Origin of the sequence: Calothrix anomala FACHB-343 (assembly GCF_014696435.1) — a bacterium.
GTDB lineage: Bacteria > Cyanobacteriota > Cyanobacteriia > Cyanobacteriales > Nostocaceae > Aulosira > Aulosira anomala_A.
Genome location: NZ_JACJQG010000018.1, coordinates 39674 through 55876, shown reverse-complemented (window position 1 = coordinate 55876; position 16203 = coordinate 39674). Strand labels below are relative to the sequence as shown.

At 41.0% G+C, this 16203-nt stretch carries 13 protein-coding genes and 1 tRNA gene; 9 read left to right on the top strand and 5 right to left on the bottom strand.

All coding sequences use genetic code 11. The features are described 5' to 3' along the window. Positions 1 to 671: 671 nt before the first annotated feature. Both H6G08_RS12605 and H6G08_RS12600 read left to right on the top strand, forming a co-directional pair. Positions 672 to 2006, top strand: a complete 1335-nt coding sequence (locus tag H6G08_RS12605; RefSeq protein ID WP_190542599.1) for an ABC transporter substrate-binding protein — start codon at positions 672 to 674, stop codon at positions 2004 to 2006. Next, a complete protein-coding gene (locus H6G08_RS12600) occupies positions 2003 to 4369 on the top strand; it encodes a hybrid sensor histidine kinase/response regulator (protein ID WP_190542597.1) in 2367 nt (788 codons plus the stop codon). Before H6G08_RS12605 ends, H6G08_RS12600 begins: the two co-directional genes overlap by 4 nt. Before the next feature lie 135 nt (positions 4370 to 4504). On the opposite strand, the gene H6G08_RS12595 is transcribed toward H6G08_RS12600, so the two are convergent. Continuing rightward, positions 4505 to 4577 (bottom strand) — tRNA-His (locus tag H6G08_RS12595). Positions 4578 to 4694: 117 nt separating this feature from the next. Here H6G08_RS12595 and H6G08_RS12590 point away from each other — a divergent pair. Continuing rightward, complete coding sequence (locus H6G08_RS12590; RefSeq protein WP_190542594.1) at positions 4695 to 5075, top strand: DUF4359 domain-containing protein; 381 nt, start codon at positions 4695 to 4697, stop codon at positions 5073 to 5075. A 163-nt stretch (positions 5076 to 5238) separates the two neighbouring features. Here H6G08_RS12590 and H6G08_RS12585 read toward each other — a convergent pair whose 3' ends face one another. Next, positions 5239 to 5430: a hypothetical protein gene (locus tag H6G08_RS12585; RefSeq protein ID WP_190542591.1), complete on the bottom strand. Its 192-nt coding sequence runs from the start codon at positions 5428 to 5430 to the stop codon at positions 5239 to 5241. A 58-nt stretch (positions 5431 to 5488) separates the two neighbouring features. Here H6G08_RS12585 and H6G08_RS12580 point away from each other — a divergent pair, with 58 nt between their 5' ends. From H6G08_RS12580 to cobA, 5 genes are all read left to right on the top strand, one after another. After that, positions 5489 to 6697 (top strand): RNA-guided endonuclease InsQ/TnpB family protein, encoded by a 1209-nt coding sequence (locus tag H6G08_RS12580; RefSeq protein WP_190542588.1) that lies wholly within the window; start codon positions 5489 to 5491, stop codon positions 6695 to 6697. Positions 6698 to 6705: 8 nt separating this feature from the next. Further along, positions 6706 to 7839, top strand: a complete 1134-nt coding sequence (locus H6G08_RS38520) for a GUN4 domain-containing protein (RefSeq protein WP_313941850.1) — start codon at positions 6706 to 6708, stop codon at positions 7837 to 7839. A 666-nt stretch (positions 7840 to 8505) separates the two neighbouring features. Next, positions 8506 to 9732: an RNA-guided endonuclease InsQ/TnpB family protein gene (locus H6G08_RS12570; RefSeq protein ID WP_190542585.1), complete on the top strand. Its 1227-nt coding sequence runs from the start codon at positions 8506 to 8508 to the stop codon at positions 9730 to 9732. A gap of 53 nt (positions 9733 to 9785) precedes the next feature. Next, positions 9786 to 10496, top strand: coding sequence for a sirohydrochlorin chelatase (locus H6G08_RS12565; protein WP_190542582.1), 711 nt, complete (start codon positions 9786 to 9788; stop codon positions 10494 to 10496). After that, positions 10493 to 11275: a uroporphyrinogen-III C-methyltransferase gene (gene cobA, locus H6G08_RS12560; RefSeq protein ID WP_190542579.1), complete on the top strand. Its 783-nt coding sequence runs from the start codon at positions 10493 to 10495 to the stop codon at positions 11273 to 11275. Before H6G08_RS12565 ends, cobA begins: the two co-directional genes overlap by 4 nt. Before the next feature lie 78 nt (positions 11276 to 11353). On the opposite strand, the gene H6G08_RS12555 is transcribed toward cobA, so the two are convergent. Beyond that, complete coding sequence (locus H6G08_RS12555) at positions 11354 to 11764, bottom strand: response regulator (RefSeq protein WP_190542576.1); 411 nt, start codon at positions 11762 to 11764, stop codon at positions 11354 to 11356. Positions 11765 to 11848: 84 nt separating this feature from the next. Continuing rightward, complete coding sequence (locus tag H6G08_RS12550; RefSeq protein ID WP_190542573.1) at positions 11849 to 12946, bottom strand: response regulator; 1098 nt, start codon at positions 12944 to 12946, stop codon at positions 11849 to 11851. A 1489-nt stretch (positions 12947 to 14435) separates the two neighbouring features. Here H6G08_RS12550 and H6G08_RS12545 point away from each other — a divergent pair. Beyond that, positions 14436 to 15383: an RluA family pseudouridine synthase gene (locus tag H6G08_RS12545; protein WP_190542750.1), complete on the top strand. Its 948-nt coding sequence runs from the start codon at positions 14436 to 14438 to the stop codon at positions 15381 to 15383. Here H6G08_RS12545 and H6G08_RS12540 read toward each other — a convergent pair whose 3' ends face one another. Further along, positions 15384 to 16070, bottom strand: coding sequence for an HD domain-containing protein (locus H6G08_RS12540; protein ID WP_190542570.1), 687 nt, complete (start codon positions 16068 to 16070; stop codon positions 15384 to 15386). Positions 16071 to 16203 lie beyond the last annotated feature (133 nt).

Here is a 16203-nt window from a genome sequence, read left to right as displayed (position 1 = left end):
AATTTTATGTACTTTTTATAGGTGCGATCCCTGAAAGTCTTACTGTGTAAATATTTGAACGACTAGATTTTTGTGATGTTAAATTAATTTAAAATGTAGTGCAGATCTCACAGTCAAGATAAATAAACTGCCAAGCTTACTGACAAAAATATTGTTTCTTAAATAAATATAATTTGACCAATGAAAGGCAGAGGGCAGGAGGCAGATGGCAGAAGGAAGAAATACAATTTTTGCCCTCTGCCAAAAGGGAACAGAGCAACTAAATTTATTTATGAAAAAATAAAGAAATATGTATTTCAACGAGTAGGCGCAAGAAATACTTTGTCCTTATATAAATCCCCTAAATTTATTTATGGGGATTCCCTTCTGCCCTCTGCCTTAGTACTTCTGCCTTCTTAATGATAAGTCTCACGAAAGTAAACTTTGATGAGAGAAAATATAGCTAGTTTTTAAAGATTTGCTTTTGACTGCAAGTTATTCCAGTATTCAGGCAAATACTAATATGAAGAATTAAACCCAAATAAAATAGTAATGCCATAATGGAAGATTACTTTATCTTGATCCTGTGATTGTAAACTGCAATGCTCACCAGAAGACAATTCAAAAAGTTATTTTTTGGGAGCCTTTTGTTCTCTGGTGTCAAAAGTTGTACTCACAGCAAAAAAACTGATGTGACAGTTAATTCCGCGACTAGTGAAGAACTATTTATTTTATGGGAGCGCGGGTACTTAAGCGAAGAAAATCAAGGCATTATGCAGATAGTTGCCGGATGGCAGCGTTATACGGGCAAAAAAGTCAATTTAAAGTTAGTTTCCGATGATTTTATTGAACAAACATTATGGGAAACTTTGAAAAATCCCAATAATGGCAAAGAGCCTGACATTGTATTTTCCATTAAATCAACTTATTGCTTTGCTCCTTTATTGGCATGGGAAGATAAACTGGTGGATTTATCTGAGGTAATTGAGCCGATCGCGTCAAATTTTCAAGCTGATGTATTAACTCAAGTACTGTATCAAAATCGAGTCCAAGGCGATCGCAGTTATTATGCCTTACCCATCGGTCAATCGGATGCTTACATTCATTATTGGAAAGACTCTCTAGCTGAAATTGGCTATGGCGAGAGCGATATTCCCCAAGAATGGCATCAATTTTGGCAATTTTGGCAAACAGCGCAAACCAAATTGCGATCGCGTCAATACCCTAACATCTATGGATTGGGTTTGTGTATGTCTGCAAGCGGTTTTGACACCGCAGCCGCTTTTCAACTGTTTTTAGATGCGCATAATGTGGCGATCGCTAATCATCAAGATGGTTTAGTTATAGTTGAAACTAAGAACCGACAGCTTTTTACTGAAGCGATCGCTGAATTTACAAACCTTTACCGCCAAGGCTACATCCCAGCAAATGCTTTAGATTGGTCAGGTTCAGGCAATAATATCGCATTTCTCAATCGTCAAGTCCTGATGACTGTCAACATGACTTTATCTATTCCCAGAACCCAAAAATTAGAGAATAACCAATATAATCAAAGTGCTAGGCAGCGTTATCAAGATATTGGCACATTAATAACTTACCCCAAAACAATGAACGGTACCACTTTGCAAGTACCTAGAGTACTTAATCAAATTTTGGCGATTAAACAGGAGCGTAAGTCACAAAACACCATAGATTTTCTGCGATATCTGCTGCAACCTCATAATCTCCAGCGCCTCATTCAAGGATTTAATGGGCGAATTTTACCAACTATGACTCAATTGTTAAAAGATCCCATCTGGCAAGAACCAGCCGATCCTCATTCAGCCGCAGCTTTGGCGATTTACAATCAGTCTCGCCTACCTGAATATGACAAACTCCACCCCGTTTGGAGCCAAATTTACACACAACAACTTTGGTCGCAAATTATACATCGTGTTATTCTCACCAATGCTTCGCCTAAGCAAGCTGCTGATTGGGGAATTGAACAAATCGCCAATTTTTGGCAAAAATATGAGAAAAAACCATGATTGCTTGGAATCGCCACAGTTTATTGTCTCAGTTGGTCTATCGATTTTCGATTATTTCTTGGGTGGCAATTGGGGTAGCTGCTGCGAGCGCTTGCTGGTATTCTCGCCAAAATTTACAGAGAGAAGTTGTCACGCGCTTAAACAATTCCCTAGATTTTAAATCCCAAGAACTAGACTACTGGATTAACTTTCAATTGCGCGATGTACTCCAACTTGCTCAACAAACTGAGATTGTTGAGGTTGTACCCAAACTAATCTCCGATCAAAATTCTCCCAGTCGTCAAGCAGCTTACAATCGTCTGCAACAATATTTACATAAAACCGCAAAGATTAAAACTAATCTGAGCAATATTTGTATTACTAGAAATAGCGGTTTTGTGGCTTTTTGTTCTCTCTCTCCTGGCAAAGAAAATAAGTATTCACCTAGCGGTTATCCTGTTACTTTTCTGACTCAAGAAAATTTAAATTCAATTACACCTAATTTTTATTTGAACTCAGAACGCAAACCAGTAATTACAGTAGCCACACCCTTACAAGATCGTTCCGGGATACAGATGGGAGTCTTAGCGGTGGATCTGAATATTACTGAATTGCGCCAGCTATTGTTAGCCAGTACCCTAAAAACGGAAACTCAAGCTTTTTACTTGGTAGGAGAATCTAATTTAAAAGCCGTTGCTTTTTTAAATACAAGAACAGATAAATCTCTGAATCCAGCAGATTCGGTTGTGGATGTACCAATGAAAAGCGCAGCCATCGATCGCGCGATCGCTCAAGAAAATGGTATGGCCTTATACCGTAATCAATATGGCGTGCCTGTAATTGGCGTGTATCGTTGGTTACCCAGATATAACTTGGGATTAATTGCCGAAATGACTCAAGCCGAAGCCTTTGCGCCTGCTAATAGTTTAGTCTTGAGCTTCTTGCTGTGCGGTTGTTTAGCATCTGCGCTGTTAATGTTTGCAATTTACTTGCTATCGCGACAGATTACCCAACCGATTCTCAACATTAGCCAAGCTGCTGAACGTTTAACCCAGGGAGATTTAAATCAGTATGTACCTGTAATTGGGAACAATGAAGTCAGTATTCTCGCCCAGACTTTTAACACAATGGCCGAGCAATTAAAGTTAGATCGAGAACATTTAGAACGACGGGTAGAAGAACGCACCTTTGAACTAGCTGTAGCTAAAGGACAAGCGGAATTTGCGAACCAAGCCAAGAGTGAATTTCTCGCTAACATGAGTCATGAATTGCGCACTCCCCTGAATGTGATTCTGGGCAATTGCGAGTTATTGCTCGAAGGAATTTATGGATCAGTGAACGAGCTACAAAAACAGTCAATTTTGACTGTAGAAAATAGCGGGCAACATCTTTTAGCTTTAATTAACGATATTTTAGATGTTTCTAAAATTGAAGCCGGTCATTTAGAATTGAGAATTTCCCCAGTAGCGATCGCTTATTTGTGTGAATCAAGTTTGGCATTTGTCACACAACAGGCGCGAAACAAAGAAATTACCATAAAAACCCATATAGAGGCGGATTGCGGCGAATATATCACCGTAGATGAACTGCGGATGCGTCAATTGCTGATTAATTTACTCACCAACGCCATTAAATTTACCCCCAATGGTGGAAGAGTCAACTTAAATGTTTACCGCAAACAACAGACAGAAGAAGATTGGCTGTGTTTCGCCGTCAGCGATACGGGAATTGGGATACCCGAATCTTATCAAAATAAACTTTTTCAACCATTCGTCCAGGTAGACAGCAAACTCAACCGCCAATATGAGGGAACTGGTTTAGGATTAACCTTAGTTAGACAAATTGCTGAACTGCATCAAGGTTCAGTCAGTTTAGTCAGCGAACTGGGAAAGGGTAGTTGTTTTACCATTCAGTTACCTGCTAGCTGTTCTCAAATAGAGATATCTTTACCTAATTCCCCGACTGCATCCGCAAATTTAGCACCCAGGGACACAGATACCCTAGTAACCGGGAAAACAGCGCCTTTAGTGTTATTAGCAGAAGATAACGAAGACAATATCGTCACCATTTCCCAATACCTCATAGCTAGAGGCTTTCGGTTGCTGGTGGCTCAAAATGGAGAAGAAGCGATCGCAATTACCCAAAGCCAACATCCTGATATTATTCTCATGGACATTCAAATGCCAGGATTAGACGGCATAGAAGCGATCGCCCGCATCCGTCAAGATAGCCAAATCGCCCATATCCCCATTATCGCCCTCACCGCTTTAGCCATGTCAGGCGATCGCGATCGTTGTCTTGCTGCTGGCGCTAACGATTATCTAGCTAAACCAGTCAAACTTAAACAACTGGAAACTACTATAAAGCAATTGGTTGACTGTTGACTGTTGACTGTTGACTGTTGACTGGTGACTGTTAAGCAATGCCCCATGCCCAGTGCCCTAAACCCATGTTAGTATTGCTGAAAACAGTCTATATCTCACTCATGGGCGAGAATGTTTAAGTCTATTTTTTTAGAGGGCGAACGATGGGACTCGAACCCACGAATGGTGGTACCACAAACCACTGCCTTAACCACTTGGCTACGCTCGCCATTAACTACCTGAGTATAACACGTCTCTGCTAATTTGATCAAGAGAATGTTTTTTTCTTGGAACGGACTCAGTTAATTTGTAGTCTGATGACCAAAACAAATCATAGCTGAAAAACATGAAACCATTAAATATTATTGCATATCTAGGAGTAGCAGGTCTAGCTGTTGTGGGTTTGATCATGGCTAAGACCAATCCCTCTGGGGCTGCATATCAAGACTATGCTGTACAACGCTTGAGCTTATATCTCAAAACCGATGTTTGCCAGAAAACTCAGAACTTTTTGGAAACTTTAGTCAAGTTTAATTGCGAAAAAACTGTAGATTCAATTCAACCCCAAATGCGAGATATTATTGCCGCTACGACGCAAAGACAAGATTATCTACTGTTTAGTATTTATCAAACAGACTTAAAAGTGAGTTCTCTGATACCTTCTTATAAGTTTGAGACTGTGGGAGCTTTTAATAACTTTTATACCTACTCAGCACAACAGCGATGATCGGTAATGAGTTGGGAATACTTTTATAAGGATGGCAGGCTGAAAACCCTTGAGGAACAGGCGCACAGCGCCGTCCAAGCGTACTTCAGGCAAGGGGACGGCAGTTGCTTCAAGCCGGGGAACCCGTCCAACGCACTGCCTCATGAAAGCCGCCAGAAGGCGTTTACGCCTCAGTGACGCAATGTTTTCTAATCATCTCTTCTAAATATTCACTAGCACTAACATTATTTTTTGCGGCTAATTCTTGTATAGAATGCCAAGCTGTATCTGTAAGCATAACGCCTCTTTTCTTTTTTGGTTCATCGTATAGAACCGGGATGTTTTTTACTCTTTTTTTACCTTTTGCAGTTGACATATTTAGAACATTCACCTATGCTAGACATAGTATAAGCAAGGCAAGGAAGTGAGTCAAGTTGCTGGTTCTAGAATACAAAATCAAAGCTAAAAAACTTCAATATTTAGCAATTGAGGAAGCTATTAAGACTACTCAGTTCATTAGAAATAAATGTCTGAGATATTGGATGGATGCCCCACCAGAAGCAAAAATTGATAGATTTGCGCTCAACAAGTATTCAACGGAACTACGCAACGAATTTAAATTTGTGGCTAACTTAAACTCGATGGCTGTACAATCATCAGCCGAGAGAGCATGGTTAGCTATATCAAGGTTTTACGATAATTGTAAAAAGAAAGTAGCTCTTAAAAAGGGGTATCCCCGGTTTCAGCATGATAATCGCTCGGTTGAGTACAAGACATCAGGCTGGAAAATAAACCCAATCAAACGCCGTATTACCATTACTGATAAAAAAGGTATTGGTGAGTTAAAACTTCTGGGCAAGTGGGATATTCAAATCTACCCTGTTAAATCGATTAAGCGTGTTAGATTGGTGCGTCGTGCTGATGGCTATTACTGTCAGTTTTGTATTGATGTTGAAATTAAAGATATTCAACCATTGACAGGTAATGAAATTGGTTTGGATGTAGGATTGGAGAGTTTTTACACTGATTCAAACGGACATCAAGAATTTAATCCAAAGTTTTTAAGAAAGGTTGAGAAGTCAGTTAAACACGCTCAAAGCCGCATTTACAAAAAGAAAAAAGGTTCATCAGGATGTAAAAAAGCTAGAGCTATATTTGCCAGAAAGCACTTGAGAATAAGTAGGCAACGGAATGAACACGCAAAGAGAATTGCGCGTAACGTGTGCAAGTCTAACGACTTAGTAGCCTATGAAAACCTACAAGTGCGTAACTTACTCAGAAACCATTGTTTGGCTAAGTCAATCTCTGATGCTAGCTGGTATTTGTTTAGGCAATGGATTGAGTATTTTGCTGGTAAATTTGGTAAGTTAGCTGTTGCTGTATCGCCACATTACACATCACAAAAATGTTCAAATTGTGGCGCGATTGTGAAAAAATCTCTATCAACTCGCACCCATGTTTGTAGTTGTGGATGTAGTCTACATAGAGACGAAAATGCAGCAATTAACATTTTAAATCTTGCAAGACAAGCTAGGGATGGGCAATCCCCAAGTAACGCTAATGGACTAGTTGCCTCTGCTCTTTCTGGCGAAAGCTTGATTGAGCAAGTAACTAGGAAGAAGTTAGAATCCCCTCGCCTTTAGGCAGGGGAGTGTCAATTCGTCAAGAAGCAGTCCGTCTGAGAGAGTTGCAGCATCCCCAAATTCCCCAACTGCTAGAGTACTTTGAATTAGACACCGATTTATATTTGGTGGAAGAATGGATTCCGGGACAGACTTTAGCACAGGAATTAGAAACCCAAGGACTTTTTAGCGAAGCGCAAATTTGGGAAATTCTGCAGCAGTTGTTACCAGTGCTGCAATTTATTCATGTGCGCCAAGTCATTCATCGGGATATTAAGCCAGCAAATATCATGCGCCGAACTGCTGTTGGGGGAACTGGGAAGGATTTGGTGTTGATTGATTTTGGCGTGGCGAAACAAATTACAGCTACAGCTTTGCTGTATACGGGGACAACGGTGGGAAGTCCCGGATATATGGCTCCAGAACACATGCGGGGGAAAGCGCTTCCCGCTAGCGATATTTACGGTTTAGGGGTAAGTTGTATTTACTTGTTAACGGGGATTTCTCCCTTTGATTTATTTGATGTGACGAGCGATCGCTGGGTGTGGCGCGATTATATTTTAAATAAAGATGCGGTAAGCGATCGCCTCGCCGCAATTCTCGATAAACTTCTGCAAAATTCCCTTCCCCAACGCTACAAATCGGCGGCGGAAGCCTTAGTAGCACTCAACTGCGCCATTAAACTTGAGTCTTCCCAGCCTGGAAAGCCAAAGTCAGGTGATAATTTAAAATCTCAAGCTGGCGTTGATTATCATCACCTGAGAGATTTACTAGCTTTACGACAATGGCAAGCAGCAGATAAACAAACTTGGGCGCTGATGTGTCAAGCTATTAGAAAGCCTATAGGTAGCTATCTATTTACTGGCGATATTGAAAATTTACCTTGTGAAGATTTACAAATAATTGACGAATTGTGGAAAAAATATAGTAAGGGAAGGTTTGGTTTTAGCGTCCAGAAGCAAATTTACGACAGCGTAGACGGCGATTATGCTAAGTTTTGCGCGACGATTGGCTGGAGTTTAGCCCTTTCTCCTTCTTCTGTGCAGCAATTATCGTTTCGCTTGTCAGCACCGCCAGGACATTTACCCTCTCATAACTGGGCTGCGGGGACTCAAGTATGGCGACATTTGAATGCGTTAAATGCAAAATTGGCAAACTGTTAATTAATTTTAGATTTTGGATTTTGGATTTTAGATTTTAGATTAATCAATGCGGTGGTAGGAATGGGGTTGAGCTAATCGAATTACGCTTGTGTCTAATTAATTTATTTCTGGATTGTCGCAAAGGGCGGGGAAACCCCGCCCCTACGGGGATGGTGTAATTGCAAGGTGGATTAGGGAAACCCACCTGTGTTAACTTAAGGCGAAACTCAGTTACCGCAAGGAACTTCAGTTCCTTGCTAATAGCCAAAGTCATCGTCAGATTCCTAAATATCCTCAAAATCTTGAGTCTACTTCAGTAGACTTGGACTATTAGCCTGAGAATTCATTCTCAGGCGGGCAACAAAGCTAAGAAAAAGGCTATTTTGAACTTAAGTTGACACCTATGGGGGAAACCCCGCCCCTACGGGGATGGTGTAATTGGAGGGCGGATTGGTTGAAAATGCGATCGCCTACTTAACTGAATCGCGCCCTCGTCCCCCACTGAATTCTGTACTCAGAATCAGTGGCGGGATATAAGGCGGGCTGCGACGATTGCATCTTTGATCATCATCAACCGCTCTTTGGTAAGAGAGAAGATGCATGAGGAGTAGCCAAATATTTTCCGGTTTTGCTTTACTAGTAAGTGTAGATAGTAGTAAGATATAAAAATCAAGGAGGTGATATTGAGTGCTACATAAAGCTGTTCAAGTTCGTTTATACCCATCAAAAGAGCAAGAAACACTATTGGCGCAGGCATTTGGATGTTCTCGCTGGTGGTGGAATTACGCTCTAAATAAATCAATTGAGACTTACAAACAGACGGGTAAGGGACTGGGACAGTCGGCACTCAATGCGCTTTTACCCAAGCTTAAAAAAGCAGAGGATACCAAGTGGCTGGCTGATTGTTATAGTCAAGTTTTGCAGGCTACAACTCTCAACCTGACCACTGCGTATAAGAACTTTTTTGATAAGCGTGCGGGGTTTCCTAGATTCAAATCTAAGCACGGCAAGCAGTCGATTCAATACCCACAAAACGTCAAAATTGTGGATGGTAATGTCAAACTTCCCGGTAACATCGGGATAGTTAGAGCCAAAATCCACAGACCAATTGAGGGGAAAATTAAAACCGTAACCGTCAGCAAGTCCCCGTCAGGAAAGTATTTTGCATCTATCCTGACTGAATTGGAGGGAGATGCTCCAACGGTTGCAGAAGGCAAGATTTATGGTGTTGATTTAGGTTTGAAGCATTTTGCTGTTGTCACTGATGGCGAAAAGATTTCTAAATACGACAACCCAAGACATATTGCCAAGCATGAGCGTAATTTGAAGCGTAAGCAGAAAAAATTAGCGCGTAAACAAAAGGGGAGTAATTCAAGGAATAGATATCGTAAAGTTGTCGCTAAAGTGTACGAACGGGTTAGTAACTCAAGGCAAGATTTTTTACATAAACTTAGTTACAAGTTGGTCAGCGATAGCCAAGCTGTCATAGTAGAGAATCTTCATGTCAAGGGCATGGTTCTTAATCACAAGTTAGCAAAAGCAATATCTGATGCTGGATGGGGAACGTTTACCAACTTCTTAGCCTACAAACTAGAACGCAAAGGTGCGAAGTTGGTAGAAATTGACAGATGGTTCCCCAGTTCCAAGCTCTGCTCTAATTGTTTCTATCAGGTTAGCGAGATGTCACTGGATGTGAGGGAATGGACTTGTCCTCACTGTGGCGCACATCATGACCGCGATGGAAACGCTGCGATAAACATTAGAGCAGAGGGTGTCAGAATGCTAAAGGCGGAAGGTTCAGCCGTCTCTGCTGTAGGAGGGGAGGTAAGACCAAAGATGGGGCGAAAGTCTCATCTGCGGCACTCCCCCGTGAGTACAGAAGCCCACACTGTACCGTCAGGTCAGTGTGGGTAGTTCACTATTAAGTAACATATTAAAGATAACTGTTAAACCCTCAACCCTTGCCCATGTCTTGTGCATATCTGCTGGTATCTCACGGAAGTCGCGATCCCCGTCCGGAAATTGCTGTCCAGCAGTTGTTGGGGTTGATCCGGGAGCAAGCAAAAGAAGGTATCTTTGATAGTGCTTGTTTAGAATTGCAGCCGGAACCTTTGCATCAGCAGATTAAAAAATTTGCTGTCACGGCTTTAGCTGCTGGGTGCGATCGCCTGCAGGTGATACCCTTATTTCTAGCGCCGGGAGTACATGCTATGAAAGATATTCCCGATGAAATAGCTTTAGCGCAACAAGCCCTTGGTGAAAATATGATTGTGGATTTACAACCATATATAGGCACTCATCCCAATTTAAAAAGCTTACTCGCCAAACAAATTTCGCCAAAAAATACAGCATCATGGATTATTTTAGCACATGGTAGCCGTCGCCCAAGCTCGCAAGCGCAAGTAGAAGCAATGGCAGAAAATTTAGGCGCAATGGTCGCTTATTGGTCTATAGCTCCGAGTTTAGAAGCAAAAGTCAAAGATTTGATTGCTGTTGGTAAAAGAGAAATTGCAATTTTGCCATACTTTTTATTCCCTGGTAGCATCACCGATGCGATCGCCCAATCCATAGACCAGTTAAAATTACAATTTCCCCTTGTAAATTTTTATTTAGCACCGCCCTTGGGTGCCAATACACAAGAATTAGCCCAGTTAATCTGGGATTCTATAAATACATGAACGCTACAGATACGCAGGAGAATAAGTTTTTGGGAAAAGTATATTTGTTAGGTGCGGGGCCTGGAGATCCAGGATTAATGACTCTCAAAGGTAAAGGTCTGCTGGAATGCGCCGATGTGGTAATTTATGATGCATTGGTGAGTCCCGCAATTCTGGCAATGATTAACCCCCAAGCAGAACAAATTAATGCGGGTAAGCGGATGGGAAGACATTCGCTTTTACAAGAAGATACAACCAAGCTGCTAATTGAGAAAGCCCAGGAACACGCCATAGTTGTACGCCTCAAAGGTGGCGATCCGTTTATTTTTGGTCGCGGTGGCGAAGAAATGGCAGAATTAGTAGAAGCGGGCATTCCTGTAGAAGTTGTGCCAGGAATTACATCGGGTATCGCCGCCCCAGCCTATGCCGGGATACCCTTAACCCATCGGCTGTATAGTTCATCTGTAACTTTTGTGACTGGTCACGAGTCAGCGGGTAAGTATAGACCGAGTATTAATTGGAGTGCGATCGCTCAAGGTTCCGAAACCATTGTGATTTACATGGGAATTCACAATTTACCTTATATTGTCGAGCAATTGACCGCCGCAGGCTTGAGTTTAGACACCCCAATAGGTTTAGTCCGTTGGGGTACGCGCCCAGATCAAGAAGAATTAATTGGCAAAATCGGCACCATAGTCGAGCAAGTCGAAAACACCGGATTTGAAGCCCCCGCGATCGCTGTTATTGGCGCAGTCGTGAACATGCACAGTATTTTATCTGGTTGTCGTCCTCATGGTTGACGGTTGACGGTTGACTGTTGACGGTTGACTGTTGACGGTTGACGACTTGCCCCATGCCCCATGCCCCATGCCCTATTGTTAAAGAGCAACAATTCGTGGTACAATATAATTCCACCTGGTTGCTGATTGAATTGCCCTCAGTAAATCTTCAGGAGTGAAAGGCTTAGTTAAATAAACATCGGCACCTTGTTTCCTCGCCCATAAGTTATCAATTGCCTGATTTTTATTGCTACAGACAACTATTGGCACTTTTTGATGAGTTAAATGGATTTTCAAAAAGCGGCATAATTCAAAACCGCTTTTTGCTGGACTAACTACGTCGGTAACGATCGCATCTGGTTTTTCTTCTAACGCTATTTCTAAAGCCTCTTGAGCATGAGAAGCTTTAATAATGTTGTATCCCCAATCTTCGAGATAATGACTAATTACTTGCCATTCTCGCAGAGAATCTTTGATAATCAAAATTTTCCCAGCCCAAGTAATACTCAAACCTCAACCCCCTACAAAAATGTATTGGCTTGGTATCGTTATACTGCTGATTTAGAAATTACACCACTTGCTTACACCACTTACTTACACCATGTGGTGAAAAATGGTTTTGAGTAAATCACCTTGGGTAAAAGGTTTGGTTAAATAACCTGAGGCTTTCACCATTTTGGCTTTGGCTCTATCAATTAACCCGGTTTTTCCCGTCACCATGATTACAGGTGTATTCTTAAATTGTGAATGTTTTCGCAATAGCGAACATAACTCATATCCATCTAAATTAGGCATGGTAATGTCTAATAAAATTAAGTCGGGTTTGGTGCGGAGAATTTCCATTAAAGCTTTTAAGGAATCGGTGACACCAACAACAGAAAACATTTGCTCGTCCAAAAAGTTCTTGATGATATTCAATACACTGGGGCTATCATCAATGCAAAAAATCGTGTATGTTTTTGTGTCGTTAATTGGAGGAGAAACTTGTTCCAAACTATGACCGCGATTGTGGTTATAATTGGGCATATAGTGCGGTCTTTCTGCTAACTGAGTCGTCGGGTAGTTCAGTGATGATGGTACTTTTACCCCAGGTTGGGATGGTTTTGGGTTGGTAAATGCCCCTGGTTTGGAGTGATGAGGTGATGATGTGACGCGCCCTACAGAATCTCCCCGATATGTTTGACTATGTTCTACTAGTAAGCGCACATTTAAATGACAGAATTTGGGTAAATCGTCTAAAAAACTTTCGGGAATAAATTCGTAACTACCTTCTTCTAGTTGTAAAAATGCTTCTAAAAATTCTCTGGCTAATTGTTCAATCAAAATTCCCGCATGGGTGGGAGTAATATATTTTTGATTGACTAACCAACAAATAGCTAAATAATCTGGATTTGGTATGGCTTGGTTGTCAATTCCCGTTTCAAATATGGCGCGTAACTGCTCGTTAATTTTTGGGGGAATCGTCGGAATTTGTTTACTTAAACGCTGCAAATTCCGATAAAGCGGCTCAAACATTTTTTCGGAGTAAGAAGCATATATGAGTTTACCTTCATCTATATATATTGACCAAGAACCTGATTGAGTAAATACTTGTAAGCATCCGCTAACAGACTTATTAGTGATTTTCTTTAAAAGCGATAGGGGCTGAATCTTTTGAAAAAACCGATATCTACTAATAGGAAGTGTCTTCATTGGGAACGGCTCTAATATAAAAGCAATATTTGCAGTTGAATTTTGTGGAAACCCTTTCTCAGCATTCCAGGGATAAAGTCACAAGCGCCTTCAATTAAACATAGCGCTTGACTATTGCATGAGTGTAGGCAATTTGCCCAATCTCCAACTCCCCACTCCCTGTCACACTATAGTGCATTAGGCTGCACTCGTGCTGAAGTAAAACAGCCATGCGATCGCTCAGTAGCAAAATGGCTATACTTCTTGCTAGGAAATAGTATTCCAAAAATCAGCTTTACATTCTGTATCTTTGGCTAATCTAGCTTAATATCGCCCTTACACCAGCCTTTACAGGTAGAGTACCGCCTTCAGGCTAAAACCGATGACAGCGCTACTGCTAGGGGTTTTGACGCTTTGAGATTGCAGCTAATTTAGCCTTGGCTCTAACTCCTTTTAAACTCACCGTATTTATTGTAACTAAGTGAAGAACCAATTGCTGATCCGGCTTACGTAAGAGTCTGGGAATTTATAGTTGAGGCTGTCGATATTCCCTAGTTCCCTGTGGACTTTTGACAACCTTCGCCTTGATTTACAGAGCCATTTTCGTAAGTCGTAATGATTCGATCCCAGGGGGAGATTGTGGAGATTTTCTCTGTATTCTGGGATAAAATTATTACTTTTACAATAAATTACCACGAATTTAAACTTTACATTGACTGAACAAGGGAACTCTAAAAAATAAATTATCCCATTCAAGTCGTTAACAGTCTGTAGGGGCGGGTTAACCGAGATTCCCGTTAACAATAGAATATATTTGTAAACCCGCCCGTACAACAGTCAACAGTCAACAAGAAATTAATTTTAGTAGCGCCTACAAGCAACGTTTTTTAGTTTCATCGATCCATAGGCTAATTTTAGAGATTAAAGGATATTTACATAGTAAGTAGCTGAAATATAGAATTTTTCAGCTAAATGGTAGATATTAATTAATTTGCTCAATAAAAACTAGGTTACTGCAAAACTTAGGCAGTGGGAAAGAAAATATATGAAATTTATGATAAGTCAATCTCGGAATTATGAAAAAAAATTTATTTAATCATTGCTATCGGACTCAGCAAAAATGTGCAGTAATTTATCATTTTTGATATAAGAGACGCGATGAATTTTGATATAGGAGACGCGATGAATTTTGATATAAGAGACGCGATGAATCGCGTCTGTACAATTGTCAGTTGTCAGTGGTGGAATGGTGGGTTACGCTTCGTAGTAGCAGCCTACATAGATTCTAAAGCTTCAGTATGAATGAAAAAATGACAGGAGCAGGGCAATAAAATTTAGACCTAGAAATTATAGATAAATTACTAATATCTAAATGATGGGTGAAGCACCTCATGGTTAAATATAATTTCTAGGTTATAATCAAGGGCTGCACAAAAGCGGTGGTTTGTTAAAATTAAATAGCCAAAACTTGACTAGCAGTAGTTGAAGACAGGGGAATTAATTTAGATAGATTGTGAGCGAATTTAATTTACAAGTTCAAGCCAACAGCGAACGCCTCGATCGCTACCTTACGCAAGAATTACCTGATTTATCACGTTCCCGGATTCAACAGTTAATTGAGCAAGGTAACGTCCAACTTAATGGTACAGTTTGTACGTCCAAAAAAATCAATGTAAAAGTAGGCGATCGCATTTATTTAGAAATTCCCGAAGCCCAACCGCTAGAACTGCAAGCAGAAGCTATTGCTTTAGATATTCTCTATGAAGATGACCAAATTATCATTCTCAACAAACCCGCAGGTTTAGTTGTTCATCCTGCGCCCGGTCATCCTGATGGTACCTTAGTGAATGCTTTATTAGCCCATTGTCCCAACCTCCCTGGAATTGGGGGCGTACAGCGTCCGGGAATTGTCCATCGTTTAGACAAGGATACAACAGGCGCGATCGCGATCGCCAAAACAGATATCGCCTATCAACATTTGCAAGCCCAACTCCAAGCCAAAACAGCAAGGCGGGAATATTTAGGCGTAGTTTACGGTGCGCCAAAAACCGAAAGCGGTACAATAGATTTACCCATCGGTCGTCACCGCCAAGACCGCAAAAAAATGGCTGTAGTTCCCATTGAAGAAGGCGGACGTAATGCTGTAACCCATTGGCAAATAAAAGAAAGATTGGGAAATTACACCTTAATTCACTTCCAACTCGAAACCGGACGCACCCATCAAATCCGCGTCCACAGCGCTAAGATAGGACACCCCATAGTAGGCGATTCTGTTTATGGTTCTGGTCGTTCCGTGGGCGTAAATTTACCAGGACAAGCTTTACATGCTTGGAAACTCAAGTTACAGCATCCCATCTCAGGAAACCTGATTGAAGTTACAGCACCCCCACCGCCAACATTTTTAAAGCTGCTGGAAGTTTTGCGCAGACGTTCGGCGGTGTCAGTGGTTAATGATTAACTAAGAGACGCGATGAATCGCGTCTGTACAATTGTCTCCTTTGTCCCGAAGATACTCAATTTCCTGCCGAAGATTCCTGCGGGCAATTTCTTCGCCGGTTGCGTACATCAAGGAGGTAAAATAAATGCGATCGCGCTGCAAAAATTTCTCTAAAACTTGTTGACGACCTACAATATACTCAGCTTCGGGAACCCATGCATATTCTTGGCGGATGGCTGTGGCGTATTCTTGATACTGCATGGGGTCAGCAGCTAATATTGCTAAATCTGCATCGAGTAAGACTTGGCTATCAACATCATCCGTCGCCGCTTGATGGTGTTTGGTATTGAGAATGAGATGTTTTATTTGGTCAATATTATTATTTGTTATTCCCAAAATAGGCAATAATTCACCTGCATATTCTGCACTTTTTTCTTCATTATCTTTAGCCTGAGTGTCATAAATTATATCGTGAAACCAAGCAGCAAATTCTACAGATTGTCTGTCTTTAACATAGGTTTTTAAATTATCAATAGTAATGAAAATATGCAGAAGATGTTCAAGTTTATGATAGTAACGTTCAGGAGTAGAATAGGCTGTGATGATGTCATTAAATATTTTATTAGCAGCTATTTGATTAAATGGTAAATGTTTAATTGTTTCTTGCCAGCGAGATAATAAAATATTGTGTAAGGTTTCTTGGTGCATATAGCAATCCTATCTGAGTTGTGAAAATACAGCAGATTACTAGTTGGTGAAGTACAGATTATATCGTTGATTGTAGGGGCACTGGCACTGCCATGCCCCGAAGCGCGCATTTACCTGAAATCTGCTGTATTTT